The sequence below is a fragment of the Oleiphilus sp. HI0117 genome (assembly GCF_001635235.1).
This window is the reverse complement of record NZ_LWGA01000832.1, coordinates 1-7,893: the sequence shown is the minus strand read 5'-3', so window position 1 is coordinate 7,893 and position 7,893 is coordinate 1. Positions and strand designations below refer to the sequence as shown.

The window sequence follows — 7,893 nt, the reverse complement described above, 5'->3', positions numbered from 1 at the left end:
AGTCTGCACTGAGTTGGTTAGGCCAGAACGCAAGCCAAGATCCGGAACAGGCAGGCGCGGTGGCATCGACGCTACTACGAACATTTGCACTAACCACCTTAGCTGTATTATGGGCCAGAATGGCCGCTCAAACGCAGCAAGCAGAAACAGCCAAACAATACCCAGCAGCGTTCCTAGAAGGCAAGCGTAAAGCTGCTGAACACTTCTTCCGCTTATACGCACCAGAAATGGAGGCATTGCTTTCAGACATAAAATCTGGAAAGAGTAGCATCATGGACTTTTCAGTCGAAGAGTTTTAGTCACCTCAAGCCACACTCCTGCATCATGCACAATTAATTAAGTGCATGATGCAGTTTTCTAGACAAGTATCCTTGCCATAGCGCGACAAACAATCAATCTTGTTGATACAAGCATTACTGACAGGAACAGGTATTATGAAATTTAAAGGACTAGACGATTTCACTCACACTCAAGAAGATAAAATAGGTGTGTTAATTACCAACTTAGGTACTCCCGACGGACCAACACCACAAGCTTTACGAGTTTACCTCAGACAGTTTCTGTCTGACCCTCGAGTTGTAGAAATTCCGCGACTTATCTGGCTGATAATTTTACACGGCATTATTTTACGCATACGTCCAAAAAAGTCGGCTAAAGCCTATGCCTCGGTTTGGACGGAGCATGGTTCACCATTGCTTTCGCACACACAAGAGCAGGCAAAAGCCTTAAGCAAGAGGCTAGAAACCAAATGGGGTGACAAGCTTGTTACCAAGTTTGCGATGCGTTACGGCAACCCTTCCATCGACAAGGTAATGAATTCAATGCTAGAAGAAGGTGCTCGACGCTTAGTGATCCTTCCCTTGTATCCTCAATACTCAGGTGCGACTGCCGGTTCCACCTTTGACGCGATCTCTACAGAACTAACAGCGCGTCGCTGGGTGCCTGAACTCCGCTTTATAAATTCTTATCACGACCATCCGCTGTATATCAAAGCAATGGCCGATAAAATAAAACAGTTTTGGTCTGAGAACGGCCAGGCTGACAAGCTCATGCTATCTTTTCATGGTGTCCCCAAACGATACTTAGAGTTAGGTGACCCATACTACTGTCATTGCCAAGTCACTTCTCGACTATTAACTGAAGCGCTGGATATTGATGCGGATAAAGTTATCACAAGCTTTCAGTCGCGTTTTGGTAAAGCTGAGTGGCTTAAACCGTATACCGACCACACCTTGAAATCACTCCCCGATAAAGGCGTCTCATCTGTTCAAGTATTTTGCCCTGGTTTTTCATCAGACTGTTTAGAAACGCTTGAGGAAATTGCCGTGGAAAATCGAGATTATTTTCTAGAAGCCGGCGGACAAAGTTATCAGTATATCCCTGCGTTAAACTCAGATAGGAGCCATATTGATTTACTAGAATCGATAATCGACAGCAACCTTCAAGGATGGGAGGTCAAGGCTCAGGATTATCAGGCACGTGAACGCAGGTTTAAAGGATGTCCTTTACACCAGTAATACTAAACAGACCTTCTAGCATGGCGCCTGAAGGTCTTTTCACTGATGCGTTCACAAGTTTAAGACTGCTGCCGATCCTTTATTTGCTGATATACCAAATCAGCATCCTGGGTTCGCTTGGCATACTCTCTCATATCACCCATTCTTTGAGCCTCGAAAGCGTAGGTCAGCTTTCTTTCATATTCCTTAATCAAGCGTTTCATTGTGTGTTGCTTAAATAGATTGATCATTGCGCTATTTCCTATTTATAGAGGGTACTTATTAAATACGTCTGTATAAGGGAAATAGATTGCAATCATCCGGCAAAAGACCATTATTCAGGGAACCAACAGCTGCTCTATCCATATAGAACCATGTTTGGTGAATAGAGACCGTTCATGCACACCACTATCATGAGCCTGCCAAATTTCTAAGTAATCAGCAGTAATAAGCAAACCTAAAGCGTCTTTTGTAAAGGGCACTTCATCAGAGTTTGGATATATTTTCTTTAACTCCAATAAAGCCTGTTCCAAGGTTTTTCGATCATTTAATTCAGAACTCTGATTTTGGTAACGAGCATAGTAGTGATCTAAAAGCTTTGATGCGTGAGGTTTATGATGCCAATGGGGTTCTAATTGAGAGGCAGACAATAACGATAAACTCCCACGCATTCTGAACTGACACATAAGAGAAGGATAAAAAAATAGCGCTTCAGCTTTGTTAGCTGCTAAGTTTGATAAGTTCTTCTGCGCTAAGCGGTTTACAAATAATAGGCAAGACTCAGTAGATATCTCTCGCACAACGAGTGTTCGCATTCTAACTTGGGATGGGCAGTGTTCCTCTAGCGTCGCGAAAGAACAATATTTTGCGCTTGGGTCTTGCTTCGCGATAGCTGCCTGGCGCTGCTCACGTAAGACCTCTAGAGGTGAGTTCATACTACCAAATACCCTTGCTACTAATGACTAATAGGAAACTAACTACTTATAAAATTTTACCTAAGGTATAGCTATTCAAAGTAAACAGGCTTTGTACCTAACCACTTATGCTGTATTGCAGTAAAAGATCCGTCAGTTTTCATACTCTGAAACGCTCCCTTAAGTTGTTGATATCTAATCATGTCCAATTCTTTTGAAATGCCAATATAAGCCCCCGTACAGGAGCCTTCAACACGATAAGAAAGCAACGCCAAGCCTTGGTATTCATGGCCATACGTTTTAGGACCTAAGCATCTCAAACTCGTAGTCATCGTAGAAATACCCAACAATTCGACCGAGTTTCAGCATCTTACGATACTGTTCACTTCTCGGTAGGAAGTAGAGAATAGCATTCAAAGCCTCCTCATTTTTTAGGCGATCATCGAAGTACTCCGAATAACTCGCGCCCGAGAGGTAGCCTACTTTTTGCTGCCTTTGTTGCGCCAGCTTTACTAGATCATCCAATGCTTTGATCGGAAGGTATGCGTCTTGATCTCTCACAACCAAACCAATACATGTCGTTCGGATTGGGCTTAGCCAATGCATATTTAGAACGCACATTACTTTTAGTAAGGTTAGGAATAACATGAATCTCTCCACGTTCCATTTCGATCAAACTTCTTTTAAAAGGTTTAAAGACCACATCGTAGCTTAAATCGGCGCGAGCAAAGATTTCCTGTAGCACCTCCGTGTCCATACCATACCAGTGGTTTCCTTCTTTATACGTAACTGGGTAGTAGCCAGGATTGGCTTTTACTATGATTGAGTCCGCAAATGCATAAAAGGGAGGAACAAACCCCAGCAACGTCACACAAATTGTAAGCAGAAAACTCCGTCTAAAAAACAAATTCATATACTCACTAATTTTTAAAATTTCATCAGTATAAAACAGCCCTTTCCAAAGCTATCCATATAAGCCTTCAAATTAATTATGACTTTAAAAGTAATAATTCAATACTTTGATTAGATATTGGCCTCTTATATTAAACGCTAGTATTTCCCTTAAACAGTATAGGTGAGAAATACTTACCATGAGCACCAATATACCAGCAAATATCTACTTCAACCTTTCCGTCAACCACAAGATGCTGGGATCTATGACCTATAAAAAATATCTGAATTTCAAATAGTATGTTTTTAACGAGCATCCAGTAAATTTTTATCTGCTTTTTATATCACCAATTTTATTCAAAATAGATCGTGCATATATGGTCATACCGATTTTGGTAGGCATCTATTCAAGCTTATAGGAGAGTAATATGAACATCTCAGTCAACACACGAACAGCTTTTATTAGCCCTGGCGTTAGATTCGACCTTGAGCGAAGATTAGGACGAATGTATCGAAAGGCTGCAGGGTCTATTCAACGAATCAACGTTAACCTAGAAGATGTGAATGGCCCAAAAGGCGGCGTTGATAAACAATGCAAAGTTAAGGTTACACTGTTCGGGCTCCCGTCGATTCTTATTACTACTAAACGAGACAGCACAGAGAAAGCATTTGTAGATGCATTACAAAAAGTAAACCAGACCTTGTTTCGTAAGCTCAAAAAACATAATCGAGTTCGCAGAGCTACTCCCTTGCTCGACGTTACTGAAGAGGCCAATGAAGCCAAACTGGTTGTTTAACCTCTAGCAACAACAGGCTGCAGATCGATCAACCCTGACTGGGTGAATCGCTGACGCAGTCTGCTTTTGACGCTGCAACAAAACCTTTAATCAAGACACCGTATCCTCTCTCCGCGAAAACACCTTTAAAAATCAGGTCACAAAATAACTATACGAATTTACCCCTCCGCTCAGGATAGTTAGAGTCAATGATCTACTGTGATTTTTCAGGTAGTTTATGAACTACCCAGTATCCCACACTCATCGCGAAGACTAGTACTGCGGTGGCATAAACATACTCTGGTTGAACCTCTTTGTAATCCAGAATAATCACCTTTCGCGCTACCGCCATTAGGGCAGTAGCCATCACAATCTTTACATGAATCACATCATCACGTAGATAGACGGTAATATTGATAAGGATCTCAATGGCAATCAAGACTGCCATGAACGCCCCAAACGTTGCCAACATATCAGAGATAGTGAGTATAAACAGCGGCGGTGTTATGAGCTTTTGATACAGTGTCCAGCCAACATCAATAACGCCCATCACAATAACGACAGCCATCAATATTGAGAGTAACCGGACGCAGTACCGAACCAAGACATAAATACGAGAAATCAAAATACTTTCAGTGTCATTTTTCATCTTAAGTGTCCTATCTAATAAGGTATTGAATCACTCACTATTTAACAACAGGAGACTCAAACCCTTCTGGCTTCAAAGTCAGCACTGAGCAATTGACCTTACCCAAAATAGACTCTGCGGTATTGCCTATGATCATGCCAGCAACATTTGAACGGCACACAGTCCCCATCACCAAGATATCAATTGACTGATCATCGACGAATTTGGGTATTTCATTCTTGGGCTGCCCCTCAACTAAATGTATCTCTCGAATACGCCGCTTAGCATGCCCCGTTAGGGCGTCAACTCTCTCTTTCCTAGAGTGCTTTTCTTCTCTTGCCATAGCTCCGACCTCGAAGTCACTGCGCCGCCCCCAAGTACTAAGATACCCTTCACCCGCAAGGTGCCAGATATGAACAATATGCAGCTCTGCGCGATATAACTCCGCCAGGCTCAAAGCTGCATCAAGTATCTGCTGATTCAAGCCGCTATCAACATCAATGTTACTTACATCGATAGCTGCGGCTATTTTCATTTCAGGGCACATTTTTTGGTGGCCAATCGCGAAAGTTGGCGTGGGTGACTTACGCATCAGGTGCATCAAAGTGCTTCCCATAACACTACTATCTTTCTTGTTGGTACTAGGCTTAGAGATGGCAATACAATCATAGTGGCCCCGCAACGCACTTAATATAAGATTGATAAATGCCACGCCTGTTACAACTTCGCGCTCAAATAACACATCAGGAAGCTTTTTTTCTAAGAGCGCAATCATGGCATCCAGCCGCTCAAGCTCAACATTGATTGCGTGCTCTAGGAGTGTCGCAGGAGAGGCTCTCATATAACCCGAGATTCTAGAAAAGTCAGCGTCTTCGATTACAGTAATAAACTTAACCTCTAGCGGTTCATCATTGTCACTCCTCAAGCCGATAAGCTCACCCAAGCTTGGAGCAATTCCACCTCCTGGAGAAATAGGTACCATAATATGATTCAATTTCATTTTTAGTCCCTCTCATAATTTGGAAAATATAATCCAACACTTGACAGCACTAATCATCAACTAAAACGATTAAAAGCTAAGCCATTATTTCAACTATTAATGCTCGTAAAAATCAGATTTTAGCTAAATGATTACTCGATTTTAACGAACATAAAGTTATGCTAAGAGTATTGCAGAATATAAAAAAACCCCGCAATGCGGGGTGTCTCGAAAGTTCGCTCGAGCAAGGGAGTTAGAATGGTTTGTATTCGATAGCTTCATACAGCTACTTAATATAGCCTCAGTTTCTCAATGAACATTCCCTTAAAAAAGCAGTTTAATTCGTTCATTTAATAAGGAATTTTCTGACACAGATAAATCTTCGCCTAGATCTCTTTGGGGGCTTAAGTCTCTTTCGCGCTAACACCACATTGAAAGAGGAGGGTTGGCAGTCACACACCTTAAAATATCAGTGCGGGAGACAATCCCCACTAAACGATGCTCAGCATCCACAATAGGGATTGCATCCAAGCTATACATGACTAAGGCCTTGGCCACTCTACGAACATCTGTCACAGGATCCGCTGAAACAACAGATTTCCCCCTTGTTTGGATAACACTCGATAATGAAGTGTCCCGCCCCATTTGAACCGACGATTGAGACAAGAGCTTAGCGTATATTTGTTGGCGAGAGATTACTGAAACTAGCTGCCCTTTATTATCCAGAACAGGAACTACCTGATAATGCACCTGTTCGAATAACTCAAGTACGTATCCCCATGTATCGCTTAGCTGAACACTAACGACCGGTTGGCTCATAACTTGGTAAGCATGATAAACAGCTTCTTGCTGTGAGTTTTTCTTAAGCAAATTCTGATATTCAGAAATCGCTTTGACGGGCACATCATAGGAACTTCTGGCTTGCTCATTCTCTTCAAGCTCTACTTCTGTATAATTTAAACTCGGTATTGTCGAGGTATTGGCGGGTTTCTCAACCTTCCTAAGCTTTTCCAACGGCCCAGCGAAGGCCCGTCCACTCGGTGAATATACATAGAACATAGCAAAATCCCCCAATACAATTTATACGACTTAGATCATCCCGCCTTTCTGGGATCGATAAAAGTAGCTTTTTACTTACTAAACGGTCGCTTTTTTCGATCATAAGGAAAGCTTCTACAATACTGAAAATAAACATTAAGCTGACACTAAACAAACCATCATCGAAAAAACCGATCTAAAATCACATTATCTTCGTATATAACTTGCAATATTGATGAATTACGATTGTCAGTCAATACACCTTAGGGGGCTTAGCATGAGACATATCAATTACAACCACCTGCTATATTTTTGGACCGTCGCTCGAGAAGGCTCCGTCGCAAAAGCAGCTGAGTCTCTTCATTTAACGCCTCAAACAATCAGCGGTCAGCTGAAAATGCTTGAAGAAACTATCGGTGAGCCTCTGTTTCAAAGAGTGGGTCGCGGCCTAGTTATCACCGAGATGGGGCGCATGGTTGAGCAATACGCCGATGAAATATTCAGCCTGGGCGCTGAGCTTACTCAACGAGTCAAAAGCAAGCAGCCCGGAGCACCAATTACTTTCAATGTTGGAATCGTAAACTCCATTCCCAAACTCATCGCTTATAAACTTCTCGAAGCAGCTATGAAACTAGATGATCCGGTAAAAATCGTCTGTATGGAGAGCGACCTAGATAGCTTGCTTGGAGATTTAGCCGTTCACAAACTTGATTTGGTGCTATCTGATCGCAGTATTCCTACCGGGCTCAATGTTAAAGCCTTTAGCCATGAGCTAGGTTCTAGTAGCTTATCTTTCTTTGGCACAGACGAATTGCGGCACCAACATTCAGGAGAGTTCCCTGAATTGCTAAATGAGGCACCCGTTCTTCTCCCTCTGAATGATCATGCTTTACGTAGAAGCTTGGATGATTGGTTTGATCAGGTAGACATATCACCAAATGTCATCGCAGAGTTTGACGATAGTGCATTGCTAAAAGCATTTGGCGAAGGCGGTGCAGGTTTTTTTCCTGCGCCATCAGCCATGGCAAGCCAAGTTGAGCGCATGTATAACGTTAAGTCGATTGGTGAGATAAACAATGTTAGCGAACACTTCTTTGTTATTTCACCAGAGCGAAAATTGAAACATCCGGCTGTCGTTGCAATTACCGATGCAGCACGACGAAGCTTTTCA

General features: G+C 42.3%; 10 protein-coding genes. 4 read left to right on the top strand and 6 right to left on the bottom strand.

Annotation, left to right across the window (positions count from 1 at the left end; translation table 11 throughout):
• The coding region (locus A3757_RS14075; RefSeq protein ID WP_197470049.1) for an acyl-CoA dehydrogenase C-terminal domain-containing protein at positions 1 to 299 on the top strand (299 nt) is incomplete at its 5' end.
• 135 nt (positions 300 to 434) lie between these two features.
• Positions 435 to 1,517, top strand: a complete 1,083-nt coding sequence (hemH, locus tag A3757_RS14070) for a ferrochelatase (RefSeq protein WP_068516530.1) — start codon at positions 435 to 437, stop codon at positions 1,515 to 1,517.
• A 59-nt stretch (positions 1,518 to 1,576) separates the two neighbouring features.
• Here the strand turns inward: hemH and A3757_RS25775 are convergent, their stop codons facing one another.
• The 3 genes from A3757_RS25775 to A3757_RS14060 all read right to left on the bottom strand — a co-directional run bounded on the left by A3757_RS25775 (position 1,577) and on the right by A3757_RS14060 (position 3,058).
• Positions 1,577 to 1,747 (bottom strand): DUF6435 family protein, encoded by a 171-nt coding sequence (locus A3757_RS25775; RefSeq protein WP_156490163.1) that lies wholly within the window; start codon positions 1,745 to 1,747, stop codon positions 1,577 to 1,579.
• Positions 1,748 to 1,834: 87 nt separating this feature from the next.
• Positions 1,835 to 2,431, bottom strand: a complete 597-nt coding sequence (locus tag A3757_RS14065) for a hypothetical protein (protein ID WP_068510218.1) — start codon at positions 2,429 to 2,431, stop codon at positions 1,835 to 1,837.
• 279 nt (positions 2,432 to 2,710) lie between these two features.
• Positions 2,711 to 3,058: a hypothetical protein gene (locus tag A3757_RS14060; RefSeq protein ID WP_068508599.1), complete on the bottom strand. Its 348-nt coding sequence runs from the start codon at positions 3,056 to 3,058 to the stop codon at positions 2,711 to 2,713.
• A 671-nt stretch (positions 3,059 to 3,729) separates the two neighbouring features.
• Between A3757_RS14060 and A3757_RS14055 the strand changes: the two genes are divergently transcribed.
• The gene (locus A3757_RS14055; RefSeq protein ID WP_068553808.1) at positions 3,730 to 4,098 is read left to right on the top strand and encodes a hypothetical protein; all 369 of its coding nucleotides are present in this window, start codon (positions 3,730 to 3,732) and stop codon (positions 4,096 to 4,098) included.
• A 193-nt stretch (positions 4,099 to 4,291) separates the two neighbouring features.
• On the opposite strand, the gene A3757_RS14050 is transcribed toward A3757_RS14055, so the two are convergent.
• From A3757_RS14050 to A3757_RS14040, 3 genes are all read right to left on the bottom strand, one after another.
• Positions 4,292 to 4,726 (bottom strand): phosphate-starvation-inducible PsiE family protein, encoded by a 435-nt coding sequence (locus tag A3757_RS14050; RefSeq protein ID WP_068515468.1) that lies wholly within the window; start codon positions 4,724 to 4,726, stop codon positions 4,292 to 4,294.
• A 37-nt stretch (positions 4,727 to 4,763) separates the two neighbouring features.
• A complete protein-coding gene (locus A3757_RS14045; protein ID WP_068508639.1) occupies positions 4,764 to 5,705 on the bottom strand; it encodes a universal stress protein in 942 nt (313 codons plus the stop codon).
• A gap of 399 nt (positions 5,706 to 6,104) precedes the next feature.
• Complete coding sequence (locus A3757_RS14040) at positions 6,105 to 6,743, bottom strand: HPP family protein (RefSeq protein ID WP_068554077.1); 639 nt, start codon at positions 6,741 to 6,743, stop codon at positions 6,105 to 6,107.
• A gap of 256 nt (positions 6,744 to 6,999) precedes the next feature.
• Between A3757_RS14040 and nhaR the strand changes: the two genes are divergently transcribed.
• The coding region (nhaR, locus tag A3757_RS14035) for a transcriptional activator NhaR (RefSeq protein WP_068739805.1) at positions 7,000 to 7,893 on the top strand (894 nt) is incomplete at its 3' end.